Annotated in this window: 24 protein-coding genes, 2 tRNA genes, 1 pseudogene and 1 riboswitch; of the genes and pseudogenes, 6 read left to right on the top strand and 21 right to left on the bottom strand. The window is 66.8% G+C overall.

Annotation, left to right across the window (positions count from 1 at the left end):
* Position 1: 1 nt before the first annotated feature.
* The 14 genes and pseudogenes from ACEN96_RS23665 to ACEN96_RS23600 form a co-directional block, all read right to left on the bottom strand.
* Complete coding sequence (locus ACEN96_RS23665; protein WP_495585472.1) at positions 2-832, bottom strand: ABC transporter ATP-binding protein; 831 nt, start codon at positions 830-832, stop codon at positions 2-4.
* Positions 829-1842 carry a FecCD family ABC transporter permease gene (locus ACEN96_RS23660; RefSeq protein WP_495585471.1) on the bottom strand — a complete coding sequence of 338 codons (1014 nt, stop codon included), beginning with the start codon at positions 1840-1842 and terminating at the stop codon, positions 829-831. Before ACEN96_RS23660 ends, ACEN96_RS23665 begins: the two co-directional genes overlap by 4 nt.
* Positions 1842-2804: an ABC transporter substrate-binding protein gene (locus ACEN96_RS23655; protein WP_495585470.1), complete on the bottom strand. Its 963-nt coding sequence runs from the start codon at positions 2802-2804 to the stop codon at positions 1842-1844. Before ACEN96_RS23655 ends, ACEN96_RS23660 begins: the two co-directional genes overlap by 1 nt.
* A gap of 5 nt (positions 2805-2809) precedes the next feature.
* Entirely contained in the window at positions 2810-3391 is a 582-nt protein-coding gene (cobU, locus tag ACEN96_RS23650) for a bifunctional adenosylcobinamide kinase/adenosylcobinamide-phosphate guanylyltransferase (protein WP_495585469.1), read from the bottom strand.
* 45 nt (positions 3392-3436) lie between these two features.
* Positions 3437-5323, bottom strand: coding sequence for a TonB-dependent receptor plug domain-containing protein (locus ACEN96_RS23645; protein WP_495585468.1), 1887 nt, complete (start codon positions 5321-5323; stop codon positions 3437-3439).
* A gap of 96 nt (positions 5324-5419) precedes the next feature.
* A riboswitch (cobalamin riboswitch) is annotated at positions 5420-5688 on the bottom strand.
* Positions 5684-6280, bottom strand: coding sequence for a hypothetical protein (locus ACEN96_RS23640; RefSeq protein ID WP_495585467.1), 597 nt, complete (start codon positions 6278-6280; stop codon positions 5684-5686). (Overlaps the previous riboswitch by 5 nt.)
* A 1-nt stretch (position 6281) precedes the next feature.
* Positions 6282-7025, bottom strand: a complete 744-nt coding sequence (gene pth / locus ACEN96_RS23635; protein ID WP_495585466.1) for an aminoacyl-tRNA hydrolase — start codon at positions 7023-7025, stop codon at positions 6282-6284.
* A gap of 131 nt (positions 7026-7156) precedes the next feature.
* Positions 7157-7777: a 50S ribosomal protein L25/general stress protein Ctc gene (locus tag ACEN96_RS23630; protein ID WP_495585465.1), complete on the bottom strand. Its 621-nt coding sequence runs from the start codon at positions 7775-7777 to the stop codon at positions 7157-7159.
* Positions 7778-7892: 115 nt separating this feature from the next.
* Positions 7893-8855, bottom strand: a complete 963-nt coding sequence (locus ACEN96_RS23625) for a ribose-phosphate pyrophosphokinase (protein WP_495585464.1) — start codon at positions 8853-8855, stop codon at positions 7893-7895.
* Between the two features lie 70 nt (positions 8856-8925).
* Positions 8926-9002, bottom strand: a tRNA-Gln gene (locus ACEN96_RS23620).
* Positions 9003-9040: 38 nt separating this feature from the next.
* Complete coding sequence (locus ACEN96_RS23615; RefSeq protein ID WP_495588671.1) at positions 9041-9427, bottom strand: hypothetical protein; 387 nt, start codon at positions 9425-9427, stop codon at positions 9041-9043.
* Positions 9428-9520: 93 nt separating this feature from the next.
* Positions 9521-10144: pseudogene (ispE, locus tag ACEN96_RS23610) on the bottom strand (4-(cytidine 5'-diphospho)-2-C-methyl-D-erythritol kinase); the annotation flags it as partial.
* A 157-nt stretch (positions 10145-10301) separates the two neighbouring features.
* Positions 10302-10898 carry an outer membrane lipoprotein LolB gene (locus tag ACEN96_RS23605; RefSeq protein WP_495585463.1) on the bottom strand — a complete coding sequence of 199 codons (597 nt, stop codon included), beginning with the start codon at positions 10896-10898 and terminating at the stop codon, positions 10302-10304.
* The gene (locus ACEN96_RS23600) at positions 10898-12736 is read right to left on the bottom strand and encodes a tetratricopeptide repeat protein (protein WP_495585462.1); all 1839 of its coding nucleotides are present in this window, start codon (positions 12734-12736) and stop codon (positions 10898-10900) included. Before ACEN96_RS23600 ends, ACEN96_RS23605 begins: the two co-directional genes overlap by 1 nt.
* Before the next feature lie 92 nt (positions 12737-12828).
* Here ACEN96_RS23600 and mutM point away from each other — a divergent pair, with 92 nt between their 5' ends.
* The 3 genes from mutM (at position 12829) to ACEN96_RS23585 (ending at position 15264) form a co-directional block, all read left to right on the top strand.
* The gene (gene mutM / locus ACEN96_RS23595; protein ID WP_495585461.1) at positions 12829-13680 is read left to right on the top strand and encodes a bifunctional DNA-formamidopyrimidine glycosylase/DNA-(apurinic or apyrimidinic site) lyase; all 852 of its coding nucleotides are present in this window, start codon (positions 12829-12831) and stop codon (positions 13678-13680) included.
* A gap of 67 nt (positions 13681-13747) precedes the next feature.
* A complete protein-coding gene (gene mutY, locus ACEN96_RS23590; RefSeq protein ID WP_495585460.1) occupies positions 13748-14803 on the top strand; it encodes an A/G-specific adenine glycosylase in 1056 nt (351 codons plus the stop codon).
* A 104-nt stretch (positions 14804-14907) separates the two neighbouring features.
* Positions 14908-15264: a hypothetical protein gene (locus ACEN96_RS23585; protein ID WP_495585459.1), complete on the top strand. Its 357-nt coding sequence runs from the start codon at positions 14908-14910 to the stop codon at positions 15262-15264.
* A 6-nt stretch (positions 15265-15270) separates the two neighbouring features.
* On the opposite strand, the gene ACEN96_RS23580 is transcribed toward ACEN96_RS23585, so the two are convergent.
* The 4 genes from ACEN96_RS23580 to ACEN96_RS23565 form a co-directional block, all read right to left on the bottom strand.
* Positions 15271-16089: a hypothetical protein gene (locus tag ACEN96_RS23580; RefSeq protein WP_495585458.1), complete on the bottom strand. Its 819-nt coding sequence runs from the start codon at positions 16087-16089 to the stop codon at positions 15271-15273.
* Between the two features lie 84 nt (positions 16090-16173).
* Complete coding sequence (rapZ, locus tag ACEN96_RS23575; RefSeq protein ID WP_495588670.1) at positions 16174-17085, bottom strand: RNase adapter RapZ; 912 nt, start codon at positions 17083-17085, stop codon at positions 16174-16176.
* 20 nt (positions 17086-17105) lie between these two features.
* A complete protein-coding gene (gene recN / locus ACEN96_RS23570; RefSeq protein ID WP_495585457.1) occupies positions 17106-18836 on the bottom strand; it encodes a DNA repair protein RecN in 1731 nt (576 codons plus the stop codon).
* The gene (locus ACEN96_RS23565; protein ID WP_495585456.1) at positions 18836-19711 is read right to left on the bottom strand and encodes an NAD kinase; all 876 of its coding nucleotides are present in this window, start codon (positions 19709-19711) and stop codon (positions 18836-18838) included. Before ACEN96_RS23565 ends, recN begins: the two co-directional genes overlap by 1 nt.
* An 81-nt stretch (positions 19712-19792) precedes the next feature.
* On the opposite strand from ACEN96_RS23565, the gene hrcA reads away from it, so the two are divergent.
* The 3 genes from hrcA to ACEN96_RS23550 all read left to right on the top strand — a co-directional run bounded on the left by hrcA (position 19793) and on the right by ACEN96_RS23550 (position 21421).
* Positions 19793-20800 (top strand): heat-inducible transcriptional repressor HrcA, encoded by a 1008-nt coding sequence (gene hrcA / locus ACEN96_RS23560; protein WP_495585455.1) that lies wholly within the window; start codon positions 19793-19795, stop codon positions 20798-20800.
* A gap of 100 nt (positions 20801-20900) precedes the next feature.
* Positions 20901-20977, top strand: a tRNA-Ile gene (locus ACEN96_RS23555).
* 36 nt (positions 20978-21013) lie between these two features.
* Positions 21014-21421 (top strand): very short patch repair endonuclease, encoded by a 408-nt coding sequence (locus ACEN96_RS23550; protein ID WP_495585454.1) that lies wholly within the window; start codon positions 21014-21016, stop codon positions 21419-21421.
* Here the strand turns inward: ACEN96_RS23550 and ACEN96_RS23545 are convergent.
* The 3 genes from ACEN96_RS23545 to ACEN96_RS23535 form a co-directional block, all read right to left on the bottom strand.
* The gene (locus ACEN96_RS23545; protein ID WP_495585453.1) at positions 21414-22580 is read right to left on the bottom strand and encodes an Eco29kI family restriction endonuclease; all 1167 of its coding nucleotides are present in this window, start codon (positions 22578-22580) and stop codon (positions 21414-21416) included. The two genes, ACEN96_RS23550 and ACEN96_RS23545, sit on opposite strands and share 8 nt — an antisense overlap.
* Positions 22581-22635: 55 nt before the next feature.
* Positions 22636-23856, bottom strand: coding sequence for a DNA cytosine methyltransferase (locus ACEN96_RS23540; protein WP_495585452.1), 1221 nt, complete (start codon positions 23854-23856; stop codon positions 22636-22638).
* Between the two features lie 273 nt (positions 23857-24129).
* Positions 24130-26427 (bottom strand): Z1 domain-containing protein, encoded by a 2298-nt coding sequence (locus ACEN96_RS23535; RefSeq protein WP_495585451.1) that lies wholly within the window; start codon positions 26425-26427, stop codon positions 24130-24132.
* Positions 26428-26433 lie beyond the last annotated feature (6 nt).

Below are 26433 nucleotides of genomic sequence, written 5' to 3'. Positions count from 1 at the left end.
TTCAAGCATTGAGCGCCACCCACCGGCCCTGCACCTGCAGGATCAACAAGCGGTGGTGGAAGACGCGCTGCAGCGCGTCATGCGTGGCCGGATCGTCAGGCGGTCCCTGGTGGACGATGCGGCCGTCATCCATCACGACGAGCATGTCGGCCTGCAGCGCGACATTGAGTTCATGCAGGACGCTGACGACCGCGCCACCACTCGCGACCCGCTCGCGCACGAGCCGCGCCCAGTCGCTCTGGTGCGGTGGGTCCAGGTGAGCCAGCGGCTCATCCATCAGCAACACGCCGGAGCGCACCGCCAGCGCCCGCGCCAGCAGCACGCGCTGGCGCTCGCCGCCGGAGAGGCTGCCGAGCGCGCGCTCGCGCCAATCCCAGCTCTGGGTCTGGCGCATGGCGTGCTCGACGGCCGCATGGTCCGCGGCGCTCGCCGGCGCGAGCCACGGTTGATGCGGCAGCCGGCCCAGCATGGCGACGTCGTAGGCGGTGAGGTCGTCGGAGGCCGTTTCGTTCTGGCCGAGCCACGCGACATGGCGCGCGCGCTCCTTGGCCGGCCACGTGGACCACGGCCTGCCGTCGAGCGTGAGCGCGCCGTCGAAAGGCAGCAGCCCGGCAATGGCGCGCAGCAGCGTCGACTTGCCGGCCCCATTCGGACCGACGACGGCGGTCCAGGCGGCGGGAGCCGGCGCGAGCGTCAGCGGCCGCAGGACCTCGCGCGGGCCCAGCGAGAGCGAGCGCAATTCGATGCGCAGCGCGGGCACGTGGCCGAGATCGATGGCCGGCGCCGTGCCGGTGGCATCGCGCCCGGCGGTGAAGCGGGCGGCGTCGTTCATCGCGCGCCTCCGGGGCCGCCGAAGTGGGCCTTGCGCCGGTGCATGAGCCACAGCAGGTAGCTGCCGCCGAGCAGCGCGGTGATGATGCCCACCGGCAGCTCCTGCGGCGCGATGACCCAGCGCGCGGCGATGTCGGCCGCGAGCAGCAGCGCGCCGCCGGTGAGCGGCGAGAGCAGCAGCAGCGCGCCATGCGTGGTGGGGCCCCAGCTGCGCACGAGGTGCGGCGCGACCAGGCCGACGAAGGCGATGAGGCCGCATTGCGCGACGGCCGCGCCGGTGGCCAGCGAGAGCGCCGCGATGAGCAGCAGGCGGATGAGGGTGAGCCGCTGGCCGAGCGAGCGCGCGGTGTCCTCGCCAAGCGTGAGCGCGTCCAGCGCGCGGCTGCTGCCCAGCGCGACCAGCAGGCACAGCGCGAGCGAGGCGGCCATGACCTGGACCGCGCTCCAGCCGACGTAGCCGGTGCTGCCGAGCATGAAGGCCTGCATGGCGCGCAGGATGTCAGGGTTCATGAGAGTGAGCAGCGCCGATCCCGAACCGAGCACGACGCCGACGACGACGCCCGCGAGCAGCAGGCGCAGGCTCTGCGTGACGCCACGCGCGAGGACCAGCGTGAGCAGCACGGCGCCGATGGCGCCCACGAAGGCGGCGCCCGTCATGCCCACGCGCAGCGCGAGCGCGGCCGCGGCCGGTGAGACGCCCATGACGAAGAGCAGCGCGGCGACGCCGAGCGAGGCGCCCGCGGAGCAGCCGAGCAGGTAGGGATCGGCGAGCGGGTTGCGGAACAGGCCCTGCGCGATGGCGCCGGCGAGCGCGAGCAGCGCGCCCGCGAGCCAGGCGCCGATCGAGCGCGGCGCGCGGATGTCCCAGAGGATGAGGCGCATGGTGTCGCCGCCATCGGTCCAGGGACTCCAGCCCATGCTGCCGATGGCCAGGCCCAGCGCGAGCAGCACCGCGCCGAGCGCGAGCAGCGCGACGAGTTGCGCGAGCGTGCGGCCGGTCATGGCGTGCATCAGCGCATGCCTCCGGGCGGGGCGTTGAAGGGGACGGTGGGCAGCGGCACCGGGCCGATGGCGGCGTCGCGCAGGCAGCGCGCCATCAGCGCGGCCGCTTCGGACATGCGCGGGCCGGGACGCACGAGGACATCGGACTCGGCCGGGATCCAGACGCACAGGCGCTGGTTCTTGACCGCGCGGATGGCCTGCCAGCCCGGCCGCTGCGGCAGGCCCGGCGCATTGCGCTGGCCGACCATGATGACCTGCGGGTCGGCGCGGACGATGAATTCCGGATTGAGCTTGGGGAAGGGGCCAAGTTCGGCCGGGATGATGTTCTTCGCGCCCAGCCGCGTGAGGATCTCGCCCATGAAGGAGGCCGTGCCCGCGCCGTAGGGACCGGCGTCGACCTCGTAATAGACGCTGAGACCGCGCGCGCCCGGCGGCAGGGTGGCGGCGCTCTGCGCGATGTGGCCGTCGATGCGGTTCCACAGGCGCCGCGCGTCGTCCTCCTTGCCCAGGATCTGGCCGACCTTGCCCAGCACGCGCTGGACGTCGGCCATGCTCCTGGGCTCGAGCGCGACGACCTTGAGCCCCAGCCCTTCGAGCCGGTCGATGACCCGCGCCGAGACGCCCAGCAGGACGACGTCCGGCTTGAGCGCGACCAGCGCCTCGATGCTGGTGTCGTCCAGGCCGCCAAGCCGCGGAAGCTTCTGCACCGACGCCGGATAGTTGGAGAAGCGGTCGACACCGACGACCTTGGCGCAGTCGCCGAGCTCGCAGAGGGTCTCGGTGAGCGAGGGCAGCAGGCTGACGATGCGCTGCGGCACGGCGGGCAGCGTGACGGCATGGCCGCGATCGTCCTTCAGCGCGATCGGCGCGGCGGTCGCGGTCGTGGCGGCGAGCGCCATGGCCAGCGCGCCCGCGACGCCCGCCACGCCCAGGACGCCGAAGACGCGCGGCGCGCGTGGCAGGAGGTCCATCGGATTCATTCGTCGCACTCCAGGTTCTGCAGGTTCTCCGCGTCGACCACCGGCCGCGTCCACGGCTGGCCGGCCACCATCAGGGTCAGCCCGCCGCACTGGCGCGCGACGAGCTGGTTGAGCCGGCCGAGCTCGTCGACATAGGCGCGCACGTCGCGTCCCATCGGCATGACGCCCCAGCCGACCTCGTTGGAGACGAAGACCACCGGCGAGGCGAGCTGCGGCAGCAGGCGCTGCAGGCCCGCGCATTCGGCGCGCCAGTCGTCCAGACGCGGCGCGCCGTCCATCGGCATCAGCCAGTTGGTGAGCCAGAGGGTCAGGCAGTCGACGACCAGCAGCCGGCGCGGCGAGGACTGCGCCCGCAGCGCGTCGCACAGCCGCAGCGGCGTCTCGACGGTGTCGAAGCCGGCCGGGCGGTCGGCGCGGTGGCGGGCGATGCGATCGCGCATCTCGTCGTCATGCGCCTGGGCCGTGGCGATGACGGCGACCTGGTGGCCCGGCGAGCGCGCCCAGCGCAGCGCGAGGCGCTCCGCGTGGCGCGACTTGCCGCTGCGTTGGCCGCCGACGATCAGGTGATGAGCGGGCATGCGGGTCTCCGTGGCGGTGGGGTGCCGGTGGGCGATGCCGCGACCTTACAGCGACGGCGTGTAGCGCAGCGAGACGAACCAGGTCCGCGGCGCCTGCTGGTAGTAGTTCGCCGTCTGATACGCGCGGTTGAAGGCGTTGTCGACGTTGAGCTGCACGCGCCAGTCCTTCGCGACCGCGAACTGCGCGTCGAGATTGAGCAGGCCGTAGCCAGCCAGGCGCGTCTTGTTGGCCGCATCGTCGAAGCGCTGGTCCGAGCCGACGACGTTCGCCCCCAGCGTCCAGGCACCGAGCGCGGTCTCCGCGCGCAAGGTGCCGAAGCGCCGGGCGCGGCGCTGCAGGACCAGGCCGGTGCGGGCGTCGGTGGGATCGAGGAAGTCAACCGTGGCACTGAGCCGCACCGGACCCAGCGGCGCGCCGCCCTTGAGGCTGGTGCCCTTGAGCAGCGCCCGCGCGACGTTGGTGTAGCAGCCCAGCGTCGCGTGGCAGCTGCCCGCCGCGCCGAAGGCGATCAGGTCGGTGACGCGGTTGTGGAAGGTGGTGACCGCGAAGTCGAAGCCGCCCTGGCCCCAGGCCAGGCCCGCCTCGCGGTTGTGGGCGCGCTCGGGCCGCAGCGCCTCGACGCCCGGCTTGGACGTGTCGGGGCCGTAGATGCTGCCGCGCTGGTAGAGCGTCGGCGCGCGGAAGGCATTGCCCGCCGAGGCCGTGACCCGCCAGCCGCCGCCGAGCTTGTAGCCGGCCGCGAGGCTGCCGGTGTCGATGCCGCCGAACTCGCTGTCGTCGTCATGCCGGCCGTGCGCCTGCAGGCTGAAGGCGCCCAGCGTGGCGAGGTAGCTCAGGCCGATCGCGTTCTGGCTGCGCGTGTCCTTGCCGCCGGCCAGCAGGTCGGCGTTGACGAGGCGGTCCTCGCGGCGCTCCAGCACGCCGTTGAGCTGGTGCTGGTCGTTGAACCGGTAGAAGCCCAGCAGCGAGACGCTGCGGATGCGCGTCTTCGAGAGGTAGGGCGCGCTGGGCCGGGTCTCGTAGTTCTCCTCGGACTGGCCGGCGGACAGCTGCGAGGACAGCGCCTCGGACCAGGTCGACTTGAGGCTGAGCCTGGCGGCCAGCGTTTCGGTGATGCCGCGGTCGTCGGCGTTCTTGCCGGCGTCGTAGCCGACGTCGCTGCGGCTCTTCAGGCCGAGGAACTCGAGGCGCTGGCCGTCGGCCACGCGGCCGCCCAGGCGCAGGCTGCCGTTGTAGTTGCGCCAGCCGTCGCGGTCGGGGTTGTAGCTCTTGTTGTCGGTGCGCGTGTAGGCATTGAAGCCGGTGCCGCGGTCGACCGCGAGCGAGGCCGCGTAGTCGAAGACCGCGCTGCCGCCGCTGACGACCACATCCGCCTTGGCCTGGCCCAGGTTGCCGCCGCCCACGCCGAATTCCCAACGCGCCGGGCCGCTGCCCTGACGGGTGAAGATCTGCACGACGCCGCCGATGGCGTCGGAGCCATAGAGCGCGCTGGCCGGCCCCTTCAGGACCTCGACGCGCTCGATCAGCGACAGCGGGAGGTTCTCCCAGCGCGCGCCGCCGGTGGACTGGCCGTCGATGCGCACGCCGTCGATGAGGACGACGGTGTGGCGCGTCTCGGCCCCGCGCACGAAGACCGAGGTGGTGTTGCCCGGACCGCCGTTGCTGGTCATCTGCAGGCCGGCGACGTTGCGCAGCAGCGCGGCGACATTGCCGAAGCCCTGGCGCTCGATGGTGTCGCGGTCGATGACGGTCAGGTCCGCGGCGATGTCCGACAGCTTCATCGGGCTGCGCGAGCCGGTGACGGTGACGTCGTCGAGACGGGCGGTGGAGGAGGGCGCGGATTGCGCCGAGACGGCCGAGGCGAAGGCGATCGGCGTGAGGACGAGCAGCGAGCGGGCAGCCAGGCGCGCGCGCGAGACGAACGGAAGCATGAGGAGCGGACCAACGACGGTTCAGGATCCTGCTCACCCGCAGGACGCCTGAGGAAACGGCACCGCCGGCGGCGTCCCGATTCATCGGGATCGGCCGGAAGGCACCACCTGTTGGCCGGTATCCGGGCTGGTGGCCGCTGCCTGCATCCTTCCCAGCGCTCGCGCGCCAGTGGACACGGGGACAGGCAGTGCCGGCGGCGAACCGGGCCTCCTGCATCAGGATCCCGGTCGCGCGGCCGGCGGCCACTTACCGTTGCGGGGACAGCTCAGGTTGGCGAGCGCCTCGGGGACGCGCCGGCTTCCTGATTCCCGTTTAACTGCACGGACGCAATGTCCGCGCGAGCACCAACGGCGCGCATTCTAGCGAGACCTGGCCTCGCCGCCTGTCCGCGCCTTGCCCGCCTTGGGCTCCTGGGCTGACTTTGGCGGTTTGGGAGACCTGGGCGCCTTCGACGGCTTGGCGACCTTGGTGGTCTTCGTGGTCGGCGTCGGCGGCAGCGAGGGCTCCGGCGACTTCGGCACCTTGGGCTTCTTCTTCGGCGGCTGCTTCGGATCCTTGGGCTTGGGCTTCTTCGGATCGGCTGGCTTGGACGGGCGCGTCGCCGCCTGCTGGGCCGCCAATCGGCCGTCGATGCCCGCGGCGGGCGGCGGCGCCGCCGCGGCGAGCCGCTCGCGCTCGCGCTGGCGCGCGGCGAGCTCGCGGGACTCGGCGGCGGCGCGCCGGCGGGCGTCGGCCGCGGCCTTCGGATCGACCTCGTCCTTCGGCAGCTCGAGCGCGCGGCCCTGGCCGTCGGGGCAGGGGCCATCGCGCAAGTCCTGACCCTGCGGGCCGCAGCGGTGATAGGTGCGCGGCGCATCCTGCGCCGGCGGGCCGGGCGGCGTCCGCTGCGCGTGCGCCGCGCCGAACATGAGGACCAGGAACACAGTCGTCAGGATCGGGGCGGCGCGAGGCGGCATGTCAGTCTCCGGAGGTCGGGGGCGCCGGGGGAGGCGCGGTCGAATTCGAGGGTGAGGTCGACGGCGAACTGGCGCTCGCGGTCGAGGACGTGGCGGGAGCAGCGTCGGCGGCAACTGCGCCGGGCTTCGGGGGCAGGGTGGCCGGTCTGGGCGGCTTGGGCCGCGGCGGCTTCGCATGCAGCAGCGCCACGGCCTTGGCCATGTCGCCGGCGGTCATCAGCTTGAAGGCCTCGAGGGACTTGCCGATGCAGTCCTCGACGGCCTGGCGCTCCGCCACCGGCGGCTTGCGCAGCACATAGCCCGCCACCTCGCCCTTGTGGCCCGGATGACCGATGCCCAGCCGCAGGCGCCAGAAGTTGCCGCTGCCCAGCTGGGCCTGCATGTCCTTCAGGCCGTTGTGGCCGGCATTGCCGCCACCCTGCTTGAGCTTGAACTCGCCCGGCGGAATCTCGAGCTCGTCATGGATCGCGAGGATCTCCTCCGGCTCGATCTTGAAGAAGCGCGCCAGCGCCGCCACCGACTTGCCCGACAGATTCATGTAGGTCATCGGCTGCAGCAGCCAGATCGGGCCGGACGCGCCCGGCGCGTCGTTCACCCGCGCCACCAGGCCGTGGTACTTCGTGTTCAGCTGCGGCGTGACCTTCAGGCCGCGCGCCAGCGCGGCTATCCACCAGAACCCGGCGTTGTGGCGGGTGTCCTCGTATTCAGGGCCGGGATTGCCCAGGCCGACAAAGAGACGAATCATGGAGCGGAATTATCAGTGGCCAGCCCAAAAGCAGAAGGCCCCGCGAGCGGGGCCTTCCTTGGAGGGGGTTCCAACGGGAACTCCCGCGCGGATCGCGGTCCTCGTCAGGTCCGCGTCCGCTGGGCAAGAAATTACTTCTTGCCCTTCTTCTTGCCGGCTTCCGGCGCCGGAGCGGCGGCGACGACGATCTCTTCCACCACCGGCGGCACCGGGGTCGCGACGACCGGGTTCGGCTTGCCGTGCGTGACGATCTTGATGTGATCGGCCAGCTTCAGGTCGTTCACGTGGATCGAGTGACCCATCGTCAGACCGCTCAGGTCGACTTCGATGAACTCAGGCAGCTGCTGCGCCAGGCAGGTGATTTCCAGCTGGGTCAGCACGTGGTTGACGGTGCCCTTGTCGGTCTTGACGGCCGGCGATTCGGCTTCGCCCACGAAGTGCAGCGGCACCTTCTTGGTGATGCGGGTCGTGGCGTCGACGCGCTGGAAGTCCACGTGCAGCACCTGCTGCTTGTACGGGTGCATCTGATAGTCGCGCAGCAGCACTTGCGTGGCCTTGCCGTCCACTTCCATGTCGAGGATGGAGCTGTGGAAGGCTTCCTTCTTCATGGCGTGGTACAGCGCGTTGTGGTCCAGCTCGACCAGGGCCGGCTCGCCGGCACCGTAGACGATGCCCGGAACCTTGCCGGCGTGACGCAGGCGGCGGCTCGCTCCGGTCCCCTGCAGCTTGCGCTCGAAAGCGACGAATTTCATATCAATCTCCAGATGGACGCGGCGCCACCATTGACGCCGCGGATGAAGGCCCCGCGACCAGGTGCCTTCGTGAAAAGGCCGCCGTCCTCGCGGACCGCGGCCTGAACGCTTGTGATCAGAAGTTGTTGTTCTGCTCCGAGAACAACGAGGTCACCGATTCGCCGTCCGAAATGCGGCGGATGGTCTCGGCGAACAGGAAGGCGACCGACAGCTGACGGATCTTGCCGCAGGCCTTGGCGGCCTCCGACAGCGGGATCGTGTTGCTGATGACGACTTCGTCGAGATGCGAGCCCGCGATGCGCTCGATCGCCGGGCCCGACAGGATGGGGTGCGTGCAGTACGCGAAGACGCTCTTGGCGCCGCGGTCCTTCAGGACCTCCGCCGCCTTCACCAGCGTGCCGGCGGTGTCGATCATGTCGTCCATGATCACGCAGTTGCGGCCGTCGATCTCGCCGATGACATGCATCACTTCCGAGACGTTGGCGGCCGGGCGGCGCTTGTCGATGATGGCCAGGTCGCAGCCCAGCTGCTTGGCCAGCGCCCGGGCGCGCACCACGCCGCCGACGTCGGGGCTCACGACCACCAGGTCGCTGTAGTTGCGGGCCTTCAGGTCCGACAGCAGCACCGGCGAGGCGTAGATGTTGTCGACCGGGATGTCGAAGAAGCCCTGGATCTGGTCCGCGTGCAGGTCCATCGTCAGGACGCGCTCGACGCCGACGGTCTCCAGCAGGTTGGCCACGACCTTGGCCGAGATGGGCACGCGCGTCGAACGCGGACGGCGGTCCTGGCGCGCATAACCGAAGTAGGGGATCACGGCCGTGATGCGGCGCGCGCTGGCGCGCTTCAACGCATCGACCATGATGAGCAGCTCCATCAGGTTTTCGTTGGTCGGCGCGCAGGTGGGCTGGACCACGAAGACGTCGCGGGCGCGGACGTTCTGTTGGATCTCGACAGCCACCTCACCGTCGGAAAACCGACCGACCACGGCCTTGCCGAGCTCAAGGCCCAGATGCGTGGCGATTTCTTTGGAGAGGGACGGGTTTGCGTTACCCGTGAAGAGGACGGTATTGAGCAGCACAGCGGGCCATCCTTAGATTTATGGCCCGGTGGCCAACCCAGCGGGTCCCGGATTGAACTAACTGAGAATTTGGCAGGGGAGGAAGGACTCGAACCCTCGCATGTCGGAATCAAAATCCGATGCCTTAACCAACTTGGCGACTCCCCTACACAGGACATTGTTCGTGGAACAACACCCTACAACCTTCAATCCGCCGCCCAACCCCGCAGGGGATGAACCGTCAGACTGCGACACATCCTTCCGACCCAACCGTCCGGCAGTTCCGAGAACTCGCCTTCCGGTGTCGCCTTGAGATTGCTCTCCAGGCCGGTGACCTTGTCAATTTCCCGCATCGCGATTTGCTTTGCGTGCCGCTCCGCGCTTTGTGTCGCGTTCGGCGAGGGCTGAACTATAGCAAAAACTGCACTGCCTGAACCCGTCATCCGAGAATTTTCGTAGCGGGTTTGCAACCATTCAAGCGCTGTCGATACTTCGCGGCTGGCAGCTTCGGCGGGCGGTTGCAGATCATTTCTGCCCCATCCTTCGTACAGCTGCTGCACGAGTATTTCCGGCGTTTGGTGATCGCCAGACATACTGTCCTTGCGTTCACCCGAGCTATTGGCTTCGTTGCTGTGAAAACCCGTAAATCCAGTTTCCGGGAGTTCTTCGCTGCGTTTGCCGTTCGCTGCAGGAAAGCCCGCTACTATAGCCACGCTTTTTGACCTTTGCAACAGGGGGCTCGAAAAAATTTCCTTGGTGCCGATGCTGACCGCCGGTTTGACGACCGCCAGGCGCAGTTCCGGCACCTCGATGGGCGTCAGAAGCTCGCCGATGCCCTCGACGAAGGCATTGCGCCCGCCGACGAAGAAGGGCACGTCCGCGCCCAGCTTCAGCGCGATCGGCAGCAGCCGCTCGCGCGGCCAGTTCAGCCCCCAGAGCCGGTTCAGCGCCAGCAGCGTGCTGGCCGCGTCGGAAGAGCCCCCGCCCATGCCCGCGCCCGAGGGCAGCCGCTTCTCGATGTGGATGTCGGCGCCGAAGGCGCAGCCGCTGGCCTGCTGCAGCGCCCGCGCGGCGCGCAGGCAGAGGTCGTCCGGCGGCAGCGCGTCACCCTGGTCATGACGATGCAGCGCGCCGTCGGCGCGGCGCTCGAAGTGCAGCGTGTCGGCCCAGTCGATCAGCACGAACAGCGACTGCAGCAAGTGGTAGCCGTCCGGCCGCTTCCCGACCACGTGCAGGAACAGGTTGAGCTTGGCCGGCGCCGGCACGTCGTAGAGCGCCTTCAGCGGCGCCGCGGGAGCGGAAGAGGTCATGGACGTCGACATGGCGGGGGAGTATGCCGCCGGGTTCGCGGGAGTTTCGAGGGCGGCGCGCGTGCGATTGACAAACTGCCCGTGATTCCCCCGTGAAAACTGCTCGAAAAATGCCCCGCGATATTTTGTGGATATTGGCGGCGAGGCGCTGAAAGGATCAGGGCGTGGCGGCCGCGTCGAGTTTCAGCCGCAGCGTCGCCAGCGGCTCCGGTCCGTTCGGATTGAGCCGCTGGGCGGAGATCAACTGGTCCGCGAAGCGCCGCAGGTCGACCTGCCAGCCGAGCTGCTGGAAGCCCTGCTCGCCGGCGGCGCGCGACGGCGCCTGCGGCCAGGGGCGGCCGCGCAGCCAGTCGAACAGCGCCTGCACCGGCAGCGGCTCGCCGAGCAGCTCCTGCGTGAGCGCGTCGATGTCGTCGTAGGCGCGGTCGCCGTCGGGCGTCTTGAGCCAGGCCGAGCCCGGCTGCCAGCTCACGCGCGCGACCAGGCTGCCCATCGGGCTGCTCATCTCGAGCTGGCCGCGGCGCGGATCGCCGAGCAGCTCGAAGCTGGCATTGACGTTCTGTCCGCGCTGACCGGCGGACGGCGGCACGATCAGTCCGAACTTGCCGGTCAGCCGCGGCGCGTTGGCGAGCGCGGCGGCCTCGGCGTCCGAGGCCTTGGTCACCGAGCTGCAGCCGCCGAGCGCCGCCGCCGCGAGCACCGCCGGGCCGGCGAGCGCGGCGAGCGCGCCGCCGTTGAACTGCCGCCGCCGCATCAGGGGCGGACCTGCAGGCGCTGCATCGCGGACTGGAGCGCCTCGTTGCGCGGATCGCGGCGGGCGGCGTCGGCCAGGAGTCTGCGCGCCTCGTCCTGCTTGCCGGCGTTCCAGAGCACCTCGCCGAGGTGGGCGGCGATCTCCGCGTCGGGCCGCGAGCCGTAGGCCTGGCGCAGCAGGCGCTCGGCCTCGCCGAGGCGGCCCAGGCGGAACTCCACCCAGCCCATGCTGTCGACGATGAAGGGCTCGCCCGGCGCGAAGCTCAGCGCCTTGGAGATCAGGTCGCGCGCCTCCTGCAGCCGCTCGTTGCGATCGGCCAGCGAGTAGCCCAGCGCGTTGTACGCGTGGTAGTGCTGCGGCTTGAGCTGGATCACCTTCTGCAGCAGCGCCTCCATCTCCTGCGCGCGGCCCAGCTTCTCGGCCATCATCGATTGCTCGTAGAGCAGGTCGGCGTCCTCGGGCGCCTTCTCGATGGCCTGGCCGAGCAGGTCGTAGGCGGCCTGCCATTGCTTGTTCTCGCGCAGCAGCTGGGACTCGGCGAGCACGCGGGCGCGGCGGTCCTGATCGCGCTCGGAGGGCAGTTGCTGGAGCAGTTTGCGGCCCTCGTCGAGCTTGCCCTGGCGCGCCAGCAGCGAGGCGCGGCGGTAGGCGATGTCGAGGTTGCCCGGCGCGGCCTCGAGGCCGGCCAGGCGCTTCTCGGCGGTCTTGAAGTCACCGCGCATCTCCGCCGCCTGCGCGAGCAGCAGCTGCCCCTGCAGCCTGGCTTCCTTGTCGGCGCGGTCCAGGCCGGCGGCGGCGATGGCGCGCTCGGCCAGCGTCGACGCGGCCGGCTTGTCGACCAGCTTCAAGTAGCGCTGCAGCGCGTCCTCGGCGGCGTCGGGATGCTGCAGGTCCAGCTCCAGCGAGCCCAGCGCCAGCCAGTGGCCGGGCTCGTCGGGCGATTCCTGCGTCAGCAGCCGGAACTCCCGCGCCGAGTCGCCGGGCCGCTGGGCGCGGGCCAGCGCGCGCGCGTAGGCCAGGCGCAGCGACTGCTTGTCGGGATGGGCCTGCAGCTCGGCGGTGATCAGGGCCTCGGCCTCGGGGCGGCGCGGCAGCAGCTCCAGCGCCATCAGCAGCGGCTCCTCGCGATCGGGGAAGTCCTTGGCCGCGGCGCGCACGTGGACCAGCGCGGTCTCGTAGTTGTCGGCGTTCTTGGCGAACTGCGCCAGCACCAGCAGCGCGGCGAAGCGGGTCTCGGGCTTGGCGGCGGCCTCGCGCAGCATCGGCTCGAAGGCCTCCTGCACGCGCGCCGGTTCGGGGTTGCGCTGGAACAGCCCGGGCAGCGACGCGACCACCGAGCCGCGGCTGTCGGCCGGCGTCAGCACCAGCAGCGAGCGCAGCACCGGCGGCACCTCGGCCGGGCGGTTCAGCAGCGCGAGCAACTGGACCAGCGTGCGGTGCGCCTCCAGCGAGGTCGGCACCGAGTCGCGCCAGGCGCGCGCGGCGATCACCGCCTGGTCGCCGGCGCGGGCCTGCAGCGCGATCTGGACGACGCGGCGGAACAGGTCCTCGTCGCTGCCGCGGCGGGCGGCGTCCAGCAGCACCTGGTAGGCGACGCCGGGCTGGCCGCCCTGCAGTTCGAGCTCGCCGACCAGCAGCTGATAGAACATCGGCGCGTCGAGGTCGGAGTTGACGACCGGCTCGGAGGCGGCGGAGGCGGGCGCGTCCGCAGCGGCGGGCGCCGAGGGTGCCGCCGAGGGAGGCGCGGCCTCGCTGGGCGGGGCGGTGCGGGCGTGGGCGGCGCAGCTCAGGGCGAGGGCGGCGAAGAGCCACCGGGGGTGGCGCACGAGGGCGGGCATGAGGAGACTCCTGAACTGTCCTGGGGGGCCTGGCGGGCAGGCCGTGGACCATTCTAGGAGGGGCAGCGCAAGGCCGCGCCTATGATCCGGGGATGCCCGAGTTACCGGAAGTTGAAGTTACACGACGAAGTTTTGCCCCGGCCATCGCGGGGGCGCGCGTGCTCGACGTGCGGCTGGGGAAACCGCTGCGCTGGCCGCTCGGCGTGGCGGCGCAGCGGCTGATCGGACGGCGGGTCGGCCAGGCGCAGCGGCGCGGCAAGTACCTGTGGCTGCCGCTGGAGCCCACCGGGGAGCAGCCCGGCCATCCGGACGAGGAGGGCGGCGGGCTGCTGATGCACCTGGGCATGTCGGGCTCGCTGGCGTTCCGCGAGCAGCCGCCCGCGGCCGGCCCGCACGATCACTTCGACCTGGTCACCGACCGCGGCGTGCTGCGGCTGACCGATCCGCGCCGCTTCGGCGCGGTGGTGTGGTCGGACGGCCTGGACGTGGAGCCGGCGGCCAAGCTGCTGGCGCGCATCGGGCTGGAGCCCTTCGACATCGAATTCCACGGCCCCTATCTGCATGAGGGCTTCCGCGGCCGGCGCGTGGCGGTGAAGCAGGCGATCCTGGCCGGCGACGTGGTGGTCGGCGCGGGCAACATCTATGCATGCGAGGCGCTGTTCCTGGCGGGCGTCGATCCGCGCGTGGCCGCGGGCAAGCTCAGCCGGCCGCGCGCGGCGACGCTGGCGGCGGCGCTGCGGCAGGTGCTGGGCGAGGCGCTGGAGGCCGGCGGCAGCACGCTGCGCGACTTCAAGGACGCGCACGGCGTGGCGGGCAGCTTCCAGATGCAGGCGCGGGTGTACGGCCGCGAGGGCGAGCCCTGCCGCCAGTGCGGCACCAAGATCCGGCGCATCGTGCAGGGGCAGCGCTCGACCTTCTTCTGCCCCGTGTGCCAGAAGCGATGAGACGGGGAAAGCCCGGCGGCGCGCGGCCGGCCGTCCATCCGCCAGCCAGCTTGAACGAACGACTCCGATGACCGACGACGACCTGAGAGCCCGCGTGGACGCGGTGCGTGGCGATTTCGCGCCGCGGCTGCTGGCGTGGCAACGCCGCGAGGGGCGGCACGACCTGCCGTGGCAGAACACGCGCGATCCCTATCGCGTGTGGCTGTCGGAAATCATGCTGCAGCAGACGCAGGTGACGACGGTGCTGGGCTACTACCGGCGCTTCCTGGAGCGCTTCCCGGACGTGGCCGCGCTGGCCGCGGCGCCCGGCGACGAGGTCATGGCCGCGTGGGCCGGGCTGGGCTACTACAGCCGCGCGCGCAACCTGCACAAGTGCGCTCGGGCGGTGGTCGAGCGGCATGGCGGCGCCTTTCCGCGCAGCGCGGCCGAGCTGGCGGAGCTGCCCGGCATCGGCCGCTCGACGGCGGCGGCGATCGCGTCGTTCTGCTTCGGCGAGCGGGTGGCGATCCTGGACGGCAACGTCAAGCGCGTGCTGGGGCGGCTGCTGGCCTTCGATGGGGACCTGGCCTCGTCGGCGCAGGAGAAGCGCCTGTGGCGCGAGGCGCAGGCGCTGCTGCCGGCTTCGCCGGAAGACATGCCGGCCTACACGCAGGGCATGATGGATCTGGGCGCGAGCCTGTGCGCGACGCGCAGTCCGCAATGCCTGCTGTGCCCGGTGAGTTCGCTGTGCGAGGGGCTGGCGGAGGGCGAGCCGGCGCGCTATCCGATCAAGACGAAGAAGCTCAAGCGCGGGCAGCGCGAGAGCTGGTGGCTGTGGCTGGAGCACGAAGGGCGCGTGTGGCTGCAGCAGCGGCCGCCGGAGGGCGTGTGGGGCGGGTTGTGGACGCTGCCGCTGTTCGACGACGAGGCGGCGCTGACGGCGCAGAGCGCGGCGCTGGGCGTGGCGGCGCCGGAGATGCTGCCGCGGGTCAAGCATGTGCTGACGCATTTCGACTGGCTGCTGCATCCGCGGCGGGCGCTGCTGCCGCGCGAGACGCGGCCGGCGGGCGAGGGCGTGTGGGTGGCGCGGGAGCGGCTGTCCGAGTACGCCTTGCCGGCGCCGCTGAAGAAGCTGCTGGACTGAGCGGCCCCGCCTGCCTCAGGGGTTCCGCCGGTCTCGTGGAGGGGCTGCTCCGGTATGCTCGCGCGATCGCCGCGCAGCGGCCAAACACGACAGTCAGGGACATCATGTCGAACGCCTTGCCCAGGCCCTCCGCCGCGCTGAAGAGCGCGCTCGAATCCGCCTTCATCGCGCTGCTGGCCAGCGGCGTGTGCCTGTGGTTCCTGATCAGCGATTCGCAGATGGATGACGTGGATCCGGCGCGGGCGGCGATGTTCGGCATCGGGCTGTTCGCGGCGCTGGTGGCGCACTGGGTCTACATGGGGCTGGCGCTCAGGCGCGCGGGACGCGGCGTGGTGCTGTGGATGATCGCGCTGGTGTGCCTGGTGCCGTTCTCGTCGGTGGTGCTGGGGATCCTGCTGTTCAACCAGGCGCAGGAGATGGAACACCAGGCGCAGGAAGAAGGCGGCGCGAGCGCGGCTTGAGGGGGTTTACTGCGCCGCCCGGCTCTTCTTGCCCCCTTGCCCGCTTGCGGGGTGAGGGCCAGCGGCGGTGGAAGTGCGCAAGCCCGATGGTGCTCCATAAGGCGTCAAGCGCTCAGCCGTTGCCCATGCGGTGAATTCAGCATGGACCCGGCGAGCCTGCGCCGCGATGTCCGGCGGCACGCGGTCGCCGGTCTGGAACCGGAAGGGATTCGCGCGGGCCTGCGCGGCCACGCGCAATTGGATGAGCGCATCGCGCTCCGCGCGCCGCTGCTTGAAGCCGATGCTGAGGCTCTGCAGCTCAGCGTCCAGTGCGCGCAGTTCCTTGAACGTCGCCTTGCCATCCGGACGGGCGACCACCCGCTCGATCTCCTTCCCGAGCTTGACGCGGTCCTCGTAGAGCTTCCCGCTAGTGGGCATGCTCCAATGCTCGGGCTTTCGCTCTCGCTCCTGCCCTCGCCACTGCTTCTCCAAGGCCCGCAGGCTTGCGAGCAACTGCATGGTGGCCTCGGGATTGATGCGCTGGTCGAAGCGTGCTTCTTCCAGCCACTGGCGCGCCTGCTCCATCGATGGCGGCCGAGGCTGCTCCCCGCGCCGCGACCGCGCGCCGTGTCCCCGCATGACGGTCAGCGCCTGCGCCACGGTGTCCCGGAGTGTTCGCCCGGCACGGGTGCCGCGCCCGTTGCCCAGGCGGTCGAGGACCTCCTGCAAGACCGCTTCGATCTCGGCGGCCAGGGCGTCACGGGCCGCGATGGCCGGGGCATCCGCTTCGCGGGACGGCGCGGCGACGGACGAGAAGCAACAGACGAGGGAACGGAAGAGGCTCATGGCAACCGGGTCGGATGAAAACCGCTCTGTGGTTGCCAGACGCCATCGCGCCCAATGGAAAACCTTCTGTCCGAGGAGGCCCGCTCAGCGGGCGTCGAGTTCCCGATGGCGCTTGAGCACCTGCCCGTGGAAGGCGAACTGCTTGGCGAGCGTCTCGACGAGATACACCGAGCGGTGCTGCCCGCCGGTGCAGCCGATGGCCACGGTGAGATAGCTGCGCTGGTCCTGCGCGAAGTTCGGCAGCCATTGCGCGATGAAGGCGCCGATCTGGCTGAGCATCAGCCGCACCTCGGGCTGGCCTTCGAGATACGCCGCCACCGGCTCGTCGCGCCCGCTGAGCGGACGCAGTTCGCGGTCGTAATACGGATTCGGCAGCACCCGCACGTCGAAGACGAAATCCGCGTCGTTCGGCACGCCGTGCTTGAACGCGAAGGACTCGAACACCAGCGTCAGCGATGAACCGCTGACCCTCACCAGGTCCCGCAGCCAACCGCGCAACTGCGCCGGCCGGAGCTGGCTGCTGTCGATGACGGTGGACTCCATCCGCAGCGGCGTCATCAGCTCGCGCTCGAGCGCGATCGCCTCCTGCAGCGCGCGATGCAGGTCGCCGTCGTGGGGCTCGTCCTGGCGCGCGCGCAGCGGGTGCGGGCGGCGGGTCTCGGAGAAGCGGCGCAGCAGCGTGTCGTCGTCGGCGTCCAGGAAGATCGAGCGCAGCGTGACGCCTTCCTGGCGCATGGTCTTGATGTGCTGCAGCAGTTGCGGCAGCGAGCCGGCGCTGCGCACGTCGACCGCGATGGCGACGCGGCGCCAGCCGCGCTGGCGTTCGAGGTCCAGGAACTGCGGCAGCAGTTCCGGCGGCAGGTTGTCGACGCAGAAGAAGCCGGCGTCCTCGAGCGCATGCATCGCGATGGACTTGCCGCCGCCGGACATGCCGGTGACGAGCACGACCTCGCCGCGCGGCGAGGTGGCGGTGGGCGTGGCCTGCGGCGCGGGCACCGGGGCGGTGTTGGGCGCGCTCACGGTTTCACCTTCCTGCTGTTGTTGGCGGCGCCGGCGGGGCTCGCGGCCTGGGCCGGCTCGGCGCGGGCGGAGAGCTCGAGCATCTCCTGCGCATGCGCGAGCGAGGTCGACGACAGCCGTTCGCCGCCGAGCATGCGGGCGATCTCGGCGGTGCGGGCCTCGCCGGCGATGGGGCGGACGTCGGAGTTGGTCTTGCCGTCCTTGAGCGCCTTGGCGACGAGGAAGTGCTGATCGGCGCAGGCGGCGACCTGCGGCAGGTGCGTCACTGCGAGGACCTGCACGCGCTGGCCGAGCTGCTTCATCAGGCGGCCGACGGTCTCGGCGACGGCGCCGCCGACGCCGGCGTCGATCTCATCGAAGATCAGCGTGCCGGCGCCGCTGTTCTGCTGGCTGGTGGTGACGGCGATGGCCAGCGCGATGCGCGAGAGCTCGCCGCCGGAGGCGACCTTGGCGAGCGGGCGCGGCGTGCTGCCGGCGTGGCCGGCGACGAGGAACTCGGCCGACTCCAGCCCGAAGCTCTGCGGCTCGTCCTGCGGCAGCAGCGCGACCTCGAAGCGGCCGCCGGCCATGCCGAGCTGCTGCATCGCCTGCGACACCGCGCTGGACAGCGCCGGCGCCGCCTTGGCGCGCGCGGCGCCGACGGTCTTGGCTTCCTTCTGGAAGCGCTTGAGCGCGGCGGCCTGCCTGGCCTGCAGCGCGTCGAGATCCGAGGCGGCGTCGAGCTGCGCGAGCTCGGTCTTCCATTCCTCGAGCAGCGCCGGCAGTTCGGCCGGCTGGCGGCGGTAGCGGCGCGCGAGCGTGACCCAGGCCGAGACGCGTTCGTCGAGCTGCTGCAGCCGGTCGGGGTCCAGGTCGGCGGCGTTCAGATAGGAGCCGAGGCTGTGCGCGGCGTCCTGCAACTGGGCCTGCGCGCCGAGCAGCGCGTTGACGGTGTCCTGCAGGCCGGCGTCGTACTCGAGCACGTCCTGCAGCGCGGACAGCGCTTCGTCGGTGAGCGATTCGGCGTTGATCTCGGCCTCGGCGATGCGCTCGAGCGCGCCGCGGGCGGCGTCCATCAGCGATTGCGCGTGCGACAGGCGCTGGTGTTCGGCGTTGAGCTCCTCCCACTCGTCGCTGTGGGGGGCGAGGCGGCCGACCTCGGTGACCTGCCAGCTCAGGCGCTCGTGTTCACGGGCCAGGTCGGCCTGCTTCGATTGCGCGGCGGCGAGGGCCTCGGTGGCCTGGCGCCACTCGGTGAAGGCGGCGGCCATCGGCCGGGTGTCGACGCTGGCGTAGCTGTCGAGCAGCTCGCGCACGCTGGCGGGGCGGGTCAGGCCTTGCCAGGCGTGCTGGCCGTGGATGTCGAGCAGGTGTTCGGCGAGTTCGCGCAGCTGGGCGACGGTGGCGGTGCCGCCGTTGATCCATGCGCGGCTCTTGCCCTGGGCGTCGATGACGCGGCGCAGGAGCAGGGTGTCGCTGGCGCCGTCGCTGGAGGCTTCGAAGCCGGCGTCCTCGAGCCAGGGGGCGAGGGCGGCGGGGCGGTCGAACTCGGCGGCGATCTCGGCGCGGGCGGCGCCTTCGCGCACGACGGCGGCGTCGCCGCGGGAGCCCAGGGCGAGCTGGAGGGCGTCGATGAGGATGGACTTGCCGGCGCCGGTTTCACCGGTGAGGGCGGAGAAGCCGGCGGAGAAATCGAGCTCGAGGGCCGGGACGATGACGAAGTCTTTCAGGCTGAGGCGGCGAAGCATCAGGTGTTTCCTTCGTTCCAGCGGAGTTTGCGGCGGAGGGTGGCGTAGTAGCTCCAGCCGCGCGGGTGGAGGAAGGGGGCGCGGTGCTGGGAGCGGCGCACGGTGATGCAGTCGCCGTGCAGGAGGGAGGCGAGGGCTTGCATGTCGAAGTTCACCGAGGCATCGCGGCCGGCGACGATGGTGAGGCGGACCTCGCCGGAGTCGGGCAGGACGATGGGGCGGTTGGACAGCGCGTGGGAGGCGATGGGCAGCAGGACCCAGCCGGCGATGCCGGGGTGGAGGATGGGTCCACCGGCGGAGAGGGCGTAGGCGGTGGAGCCGGTGGGGGTGCCGACGATGACGCCGTCGGCGCGCATGTTGGCGACGAACTCGTCGCCGACGTCGACGCGCAGCTCGACCATGGCGGCGGTGGCGCCGCGGGAGACGACGACGTCGTTGAGGGCGACGCCGGAGAAGATCTGCTCGCCGTCGCGGATGACGGCGCCTTCGAGGAGGGAGCGGTGTTCGATCTCGAAGTCGCCGTTGAGGATGGGGGCGAGGGCGTCCTTGAACTGGTCGGCGGAGATGTCGGTGATGAAACCGAGGCGCCCCTGGTTGATGCCGACGAGGGGGAGGCCGTAGCGGGCGACCTGGCGTCCGAAGCCGAGCATGGTGCCGTCGCCGCCGACGACGATGGCCAGGTCGCACTGGGTGCCGAGTTCGGCGTGGGTCAGGGCGGGGAGGGCGGTGATTCCGGTGGAGTCGGCGGTTTCCTGTTCAAGGGAAACATCCAATCCCTGGGAGGCGACAAAATCGGCAATCTCTTCCAGGATGGGGCGGATGCCCCGCGACTGGGGTTTTCCGACGATGGCCACGTGACGGAAGCGCTTGGACATAGCGGGGAATTACACCACAGGGATGTGTACGGACCGGGGGCGTGCGGGGGCGGCGCTGCCGGGTTCACTAGAATGAAAAACATGCTCGACGACCGCGCGAAAACACTGCTGAAGGCTCTGGTGGAGCGGTATATCGCCGATGGCCAGCCGGTGGGCTCGAGGACGCTGTCGAAGGCGTCGGGGCTGGAGCTGAGTCCGGCGACGATCCGCAACGTGATGGCGGACCTGGAGGAGCTGGGTCTGATCGCGAGCCCGCACACGAGCGCGGGGCGGATTCCGACGGCGCGGGGGTACCGGCTGTTCGTGGACACGCTGCTGACGGCCAAGCCGGGGATGCCGCACGGCAGCTTCGAGAGCCAGTTGTTGCCGGACCAGCCGCAGCGGGTGATCGCGAACGCGGCGCAGCTGCTGAGCAGCCTGTCGAGCTTCGTGGGGGTGGTGACGTCGCCGCGGAAGACGGCGGTGTTCCATCACATTGAATTCCTGAGGCTGGGCGAGCGGCGGGTGCTGGTGATCATGGTGTCGCCGGACGGGGACGTGCAGAACCGGCTGGTGTTCACGGCGCAGGACCTGACGCAGGGGGACCTGACGGAGGCGAGCAACCGGCTGAACGCGCACTACACGGGGCTGAGCCTGGACGTGGTGCGGGACCGGCTGAGGTCGGAGGTGGACCAGTTGCGCGGGGAGATCGCGAAGCTGATGAGCGCGGCGGTGGACGTGGGGCAGCAGGGGCTGAAGGAACACGAGCCGATGGTGATCTCCGGCGAGCGGAACCTGCTGACGGTGCAGGACTTCAGCCACGACATGGGCAGCCTGAGACGGATGTTCGACCTGTTCGAGCAGAAGACGCAGCTGATGCGGCTGCTGGATGTCTCGAGCCGGGCGGATGGGGTGCGGATCTACATCGGCGGCGAGAGCCAGGTGGTGCCGGTGGAGGAGCTCTCGATCGTTTCGGCGCCGTATGAGGTGGATGGCGAGGTGGTGGGGACGCTCGGGGTGATCGGGCCGACGCGGATGGCGTACGACCGGATGATCGAGATCGTGGACATCACGTCGAGGATGGTGAGCAACGCGCTTTCGCAGAAGTAAGCGGGTGGTGGGGCGCGAGAGCGTGCTTACAATCCGCCCCTTCGGCGCAACGCCGGAGACGCGAACCCGCCAGGGTTCGTATATGCGCATTACCCCCAGGGGGCCGTTAGCTCAGTTGGTTAGAGCAGAGGACTCATAATCCTTTGGTCACAGGTTCAAGTCCTGTACGGCCTACCATTTGCCTGAGATCTCCATCTCAATGCGGATGCCCCGATGGATACGCTTTCCCCATCCCAAAGGTCTGCCCGAATGTCACTAATTCGGGCGAAGAACACCAAGCCAGAACTGTTGGTAAGACGATTAGTCCGTGACCTTGGTTATACATATCGTCTCAACGTGAATGATTTGCCGGGAAGGCCGGACTTGGTCCTGAGCTCACAACGGAAAGTGATCTTCGTCCACGGCTGCTTTTGGCATCAGCACGGAACGTGCTCGAGATCACGCATTCCTAAAACACGCCAAGAATTTTGGATTCCAAAATTTCAAGCCAATAAGGCGCGAGATGAGCAACAAATCTCGGATCTCGAGGCAATGGGTTGGTCAGTGCTCGTCATTTGGGAATGTGAGATTGGCGATGCGAGCCTTCTCTTTCCAAAACTACTAGAATTTCTCCTTAGCTGAGGGGTGGGAGCTCCTTGGTAGGTTCGCCGGGATGTCCCTCTCGCTCCGCCTTATCATCGGCCGATTCGGCTGTCGCCAAGTCGTCCTGGAGTACCTCGGGTAGTTTCCCCATTTCTAGCATGAACTCTTCAAAAATGTCGCCCGCATTTTTGAAGATTCTGTGCTGCACAAAATGTTGGTCAATGCTAGTCTCAATGACGCTCAACGGGATCTGATCGGTTTTTATATCCTTCGCAAAGCCTCTTCCTGGATGAAGGGTATCCCACGGGGATCGTCCATTTGCTCGAGTATCCGCGCTATCGCCGTGCTTTCCGAAACCAAAAAGAATACTTGCTTCGAGATTCCATATCGGATTCATCAACCGAATCAGAAAGTTTTCCGCAGCTCGTTGCCAACTCCCCGCCACGACTAAATATCTAACCTCAAAGTCATCCAGCTTCAAATTTTCGGCCTGGCGAATGGATCTGGCATGATCTCTCAAGCGAACATAAAGTCTCTCCCCTTGCTTGACGACGTCATTTGAAGAGGGATTGTCCGGGTCCGCTTTTCCCACATATATCGGATGAGGAAGACCCTTCAGAGGGGCATATTTTGGGAAGTCTCCATTATAGTAGAGAGCGTAGACGCCGGCGCCATAAAAGCGGTCGGCTTCAATCTTCGAAAAGGGGCACGGTGCCTGCGCGGTCAGCGCCAGCGCAATCATTCTTCCCACAAGATTCGGGTCTGTTGGGTCGAAGATTGCCTCTGGCCGTCTAATCTGATCAATGAGCCAGGCGTCCTGCTCTAGTAGAGCCCTTAGCCGAGCAAATTTCGCGTCAAGGGACTTCCTATCACGGCTCCGCTCGGCGATTAACGCGACAGCTGCGGGAAGCTCGTCATGGACGCGCTGCAGGTCGTCCAGTAGGAGGTCGACCGCCCTAGCGGGCTTCTGACCAGTGACCCGCCCGAGCACTCTTAGCTTGGACTCGAGCACATGAATCTCCGATTCGAGCGATCGGATTAGATTGGCCGAGGCGCCGTCAAGAGTCGTTTGCAGGCTATCAATTGACTCCTTCAGGCGAGCCACCGCTTCTTGGGCGTCGCGCGCGAGTCTCGCAGATTTGGAGCTACGAGCAGTCCTGCCGGCAGGAGATGGCGTGAGTTCGAATTCTTCAGACATTGTGGTGACTCCCTTCACCACATTCTCGCACTACTCAAAGATGCTATGCATCCGGTTAAGCCAGTAGTGCGACCAGGCTTTTGGCTACAGCCCGGCCTAAATCTACAGGTACGGCATTTCCTAGCTGCCGCATGACCTCCCCCCACGAGCCCGAGAAGTGATAGTCATCCGGAAATGTCTGAATCCGCGCGCTTTCCCGAATCGTGAAGTAGCGCACAGTTCCATCCAGCCGCCTCAACATATTCTCTCCGCCGGGGACACCATGATCACCTGCCTTAAGGGCTTTGCTCGGCTCGTCCAATGGGCTCCCGGTATGACCAGGGTAGATACGCGCCCCCGGCTGGAATCGATGGGCTTGTACCCTGTTGTTCGGATACCGCTCCGGATCGGGGAGGTCGGCGATTGCGTCCCGGACCGTGGCCCAGGGAGCTCCGTGCACAGGGCCGCCATTCTTTAGACGCTCAATTCTCTTAACCAGCAGAGCGCCTGCTTCCGGCCGCTGCTTTTTGTGAACCTTATGACGGTCCCAATAGATCCCAGTGACATATTGGTCATGAACCAGGCGATCTAGGGTATGTGTCGGCGAAGGGAATGAATATTCTTTGTCGATATCAGATCGAATGCCGACAAAGACCACGCGATGGCGGCGCTGGGGTACTCCATAATCGGCGGCATCGAGAACCTTATAGGTGACACGATATTCTGATTTGGCGCCTCTTGACTTTTGTCGCGCCAGCCGTTCAAGATGATCGATCCACTCCTCCCCTTTTTTTGCTACCACGGAAGGGAATTCCATCTGTAGCAAAATATAGGAGAAGTAATTTGAGAAGCTCGGCCGCGTCAGGCCTCTCACATTCTCAAAAATAAACACCTTTGGCTGTATTTCGCGAATTGCCCGTACAGCCTGCGGAAACATGTCGCGAGCGTCTAGGAAAGCTTGGTGCTTTCCGCCCATTGAGAAGGGTTGGCATGGAGGGCCACCACTTACAATGTCTACACCACTAAACTTCCGAAAATCGAGTTGCCTGACGTCTGCTTCGATCGGCAGTGGCCAGTGATCCACAAGGCTGTGATTCAGCTCAATATTTCTTCGAATTGTGGCGCAAGCGTCCGAATTCCATTCCACCACCCCTCGGTGCTGAATATTGGCTTTTGTCATCCCTAGCGCTAAGCCGCCCGCCCCGGCGAAAAGCTCCAGTGATTCGAGACTGTGGACGGCTATGTGTTTCGGCGAATTAGCCATATCTTTATGGACCAGCATGAACTTCGTGCTCACCACCGGACTGCCCTTTGGCTTTATAAATGCCAATATGAAGTGAGGCTGCGCAGTGCGCAGCCCCTGTGTCACCGGTTGAGAGAGGTATTGCGAGTCGCACTGTACATTAATACAGCGGTCTAAGCCAGTGCTCTCTTGCTAGGAAGAGTGCTGGCTGGTAGCCGTCGCTAGTCATGCCATTCGTGGCGCCAATGTGCCTCCCTAGGCCATAGCTCTGTCGACTCCGAGAGGTGGTTCTTCGGGTGGGGAAGCCAGCATGGGGGGGCGTCGGCCCTACTTGGGCACTTTTGTGGCGAAGACACAAGCCTTTGCGAGCGTCGGACTGGCCAGCAGAGGCCATATAAACGGCCCTGCGGTCCATTCGAGATCTTTTCCGCCGGCCTGTTTCAAGAGGATAAGAGCAGGTGCGCCCCGGCCAGCTTCCTTTATTTGGGTACGCAATTCAGCGGTGCCCAAGATTGACAGCCCTGATCGGTCCCCTGATTTTGACTTTGAAAGAGCTCGCCCATCTTCAAATAATATGAGAACGCGACCCTGGGAGTCTCTCGCATAATACTCAAGGAGTCCCCGCATTGCGTTCCAATCGAAGAAGGTTCCCGGATCGGATACCAGACTCTGCTCGCAATGTTCGAGAATGCTCAGGGCATCGCTAATGCTGATTTCCTTAAAAGTCCCTTCATTGCCTGTTGGGATGAGCGATTCGACGGCTTTTGTGTGTCTGCGGAGGTCTGTCTGTGCGGCGGTATTGAAATTGGTCGGTGTAAGAATATCATTAGGCTTGATCGCAACCACATTGCTCATTGAGATCTTATTTGGCGCACATGGGACGATTCCATTCTTGGCATCATTCTGAATAAAGACTACTCCTTGCGCGTGTGCCCCAGTGTCAAATGCCTGCCGCAAAGTGGCCTCGAGATCATTTATTAAGGCCAGCCTCTGAAATACTTCCGCTGAGGTGTAGAAGCGAGTTACTGCTAGGTCCGCCGGTGGGCGCGCACCGTACATTCTGGAATGCTGAAGGACCGTATCCGCTTGCATTCGTTTGGGACTTCTGCCGTAATAGAAGGCCAATAGATTTGGAATCGTTATACCCCTGTCCAGAATGCTACCTCCAATGAAGAGATTTGCCTTGGTTCGGAGTCTCAACTCAGCAGTCTTTGCGTCTAGCAATGGTTCGAGCTCGACGTCGGAGTTTACGAGTTGGATGTTTAGTTCGCCGTCGAGGATTAGTTCTTTGACATATCGAAAGCACTCGTCTTCTGACGGCATGTGCCCGTGGTCTGCATTAACCGATCGCGATATGTCGTCGTAGGCGGTCTTGAAAACTTCTCGTAAATTGGGGTCGTCGTCTTCGACTGCTGCCCGTTCGAACGCCTCAACAATCCTTTCCACCGTCTCGTGCTGCCATTTGTGAGCGTCACGCTGAGTATCGTTGTGCATTATCATCGAGTACTTTAGCTGCCGAGCGTCTAATGCTTTCTGCTGAGCGCGACGAACTGCTACGGAGAGAAGGAATGTCATTATGCTCAGGCGAAGAACCTTGATGTTTTCGCTTGACCAAATTCTGTCCACGCGAATCGTGCGCCCATCTTTCGACCTAAGAGCATCTTGCTCCTTCACAGGCACCGGAGTGAAAAGATAGTATCTTGGGTCATCCGGGCCGTGTCCTCCAAAGTAATCATCGCCCCCTACGTATGCAGAATGAATGGGTAGCAACTCCGTGAAACTTGGACGTTTCGGATAGAATACTTCTGAATTCGCGTCCGAATGCTCGTAACCTTCCGGTTGGAGGTAGAGGGCATATGGAGTTGCGGTTACTTGAAGAAAGGAGATTCCTGGAATCTTTGCCCTTAGGGAATCCATTTCACTCGCAATCGCTCCCTGATCAAATTCCTCGGAATCCTTTTTCTTTGCGAATCTGACGCTGGCCAGATCAGCCTCGTCGTCGACCAATAGCACGCGCCGCTTACTCAAGTCTGGATAATCTTCTTCGAAGAATCTTCTGATTCGGCGGAGATTCTGAATTTGCTTCTTTGCGACTATTATCAATTTTCTTCTAAGTTCGGAGCGCCGCAGAGTAGGTGGTGCAGACATGATGTCGAAAACCATTACCTCATCGTTTTCGATGAAGGGTTCGAAATCGCTCGATATTCTCTTTACCGTCTGTTGTGCAAGGGTGCGAGTTCCCTTTGTCAGGACGATTGCAATGTCGTAATCGCGGTCAAACGCACGAGCGATCACGCCTAGGAAACCGCGAGTCTTGCCCGACTGAATCTTGCCTAATAGCATGCCGGGCTTTTTGGGATCCCGCGCGTTTGCTAGTTGATCCACTACTCGCTCCACGCAGCGCTGAAGAGCCTCGTCGTGCTCGCGTGCTTCCCGAAGAATTGAATAGAATCCCATATCTTCCTCCCCTTGATTGAGTTTGTGACTGAAACCGCTATCTGCACTCGTGTAGTTGAATGCTGGATTCCTTTTGTTGGATCCGTAAGAGTAGGTTCGAGTTGAAGCGTATGCTGTCTTGTCCAATATGTGCCCTTCGATGGCAGTTTGGACAGATTGCAGCGACATTTGCTA

Source organism: Roseateles sp. Mitsp63, assembly GCF_059491535.1.
This window is presented reverse-complemented; position numbering and strand designations above follow the sequence as displayed.